Source organism: Streptomyces sp. NPDC002130 (genome assembly GCF_040296465.1).
In the GTDB taxonomy this organism is placed as follows: Bacteria; Actinomycetota; Actinomycetes; order Streptomycetales; family Streptomycetaceae; genus Streptomyces.
The window spans coordinates 1-1658 of the sequence record NZ_JBEOXI010000708.1 but is presented as its reverse complement, the minus strand read 5'-3'; the positions used below and the strand labels follow the sequence as shown (position 1 = coordinate 1658).

At 65.1% G+C, this 1658-nt stretch carries 1 protein-coding gene; it reads right to left on the bottom strand.

Annotated features, from left to right (window positions below; genetic code table 11):
- Window positions 1-161: 161 nt before the first annotated feature.
- A partial coding sequence (locus ABT116_RS44685) for a PucR family transcriptional regulator (RefSeq protein ID WP_351646679.1) occupies window positions 162-1658 on the bottom strand: 1497 nt, incomplete at its 5' end.

The window sequence follows — 1658 nt, the reverse complement described above, 5'->3', positions numbered from 1 at the left end:
CTGCGGGTCGCCATCGTCGGATCCGGCCCCGCCGGGATCTACGCCGCCGACGCCCTGCTCAAGTCCGAGGTGGCCGCCGAACCCGGTGTGTCCATGAAGGGTCTCCGCCGCAATCCGGTGGGGGCCCTTCAGGTCGCTTCGGGTGTTGTATCGGTTGACGGTCAGATGGTCGGAGCGTCACCGAGCAGGCGGTACTCGAGCCACAACTCCGCACGTTCCGTGGGGGAGCCGAGGTCGAGCTGGAGAAGGCTCTCGATCCGAGCGAGTCTGCTGCGCAACGTATGCCGATGAATATTCAGCGCTGTGGCCGCGGCGTCGCCCACCCCGTTGTGTGCCAACCACATGGCCAAGGTTCGGTAGAGATCGCTACCGCCCTTCGCTTCCAGAAGCGGGCGCAAGTGTGCCGCCGCGAATGCCGTCGAGCGATCCTGATCGAGAAACGCGGACAATCCGCTCTCCGAGAGTTCGGCGAACCGCATCGAAGGCAGGTTGCGGGCGCCGGCCTCGGCTGCTGCCTGCGCGGCTTGGCGTCTGGCGCGCGAGAGATCGTCCCACCACAACATGTCCGACACGCCGACGGTTACGTCGATTTCGTTGACACGGGCGAGGATTCGCCCGCTGTCCGTGGCTGAGACGACGGCGATCAGCGCACCGTCGGTGATGCCGAATGCCAGATCGCGGCTGAGACCGTCGAGCAGTGAGACGGACACGCTCTCGAGCAGGCCACTCGGGCCCGCTACGTGGAAGACCTGGAAAGGCTCGACCGGAAATCCTCCCCACAATTCCCCGGAGATGTTGTGGGCGAGCGCATTCTGGCCTTCGAAGAGCTGATGCATCGCAACGGTGCGCAGGTGGTTCATCGTCAGCTGCGCGTCTCGGGTTCGAGCCGTCATCAAGGTGAGCAGAGACGCGGCTGCGATGACGATGCCCTGATTCAGAGAACCGACGGCGCCGGGGCAGCCGGCAACGAGGTATCCCATCAGCTTTCCCCTCGACGTCAGCAGAGGGTGGGAGATGACGTCCTCGTTCTCACTCGTGAGGAAACTGACTTCCATCGGGCGGGCGTCGCGCTCGGGGGCCGTTCGCTCGATTCCGGCGGCCGCGGCGGTGTGTGAGATCTCGACGGTATGTCCGGCCGAGTCCAGCAGAGCCGCCCATCCGCCGATCAATTCCGCCACCCGTCGTACGACTGCCCGGGTGCCGTTGACCGTCACCGCAGCTTGAAGCAGCCGCCGCAGGCTTTGGTAATTGCTGCGCAGCGCTTTCATGTCGTCGTCGGATTGCGCCTTCGACACCGCTTTGGTCAGGGCGATGAAAGGTGTTCGCAATGGGACGTCGAGAAGGGGCACACTGAAACGGGTGGCCGCATCCACCAGAGTCTGTGGCGCCTGCTCGTATCCGAGGCCGGTTCCGAAACCGATTCCGGCAATTCCGGCCGCCACCAGGGTCCGTACGAATCGGGTCGTTTCCGCGGCCGTCGTCGGTAGTGACACCCCGGTGATGAGGAGTAGTTCGCCGCCGTCGAGGAAGGGTGTCGGGTCGGGAAGTTCGGAGACATGTGCCCAGGTCAGGGTGCGGTCGAGCTGGTCGTGCCCAGCCAGGACGCGAAGGCCGAACTGTTCGGTCGCACACCGCCGAGCTGGAGCCCGAGAACCTCT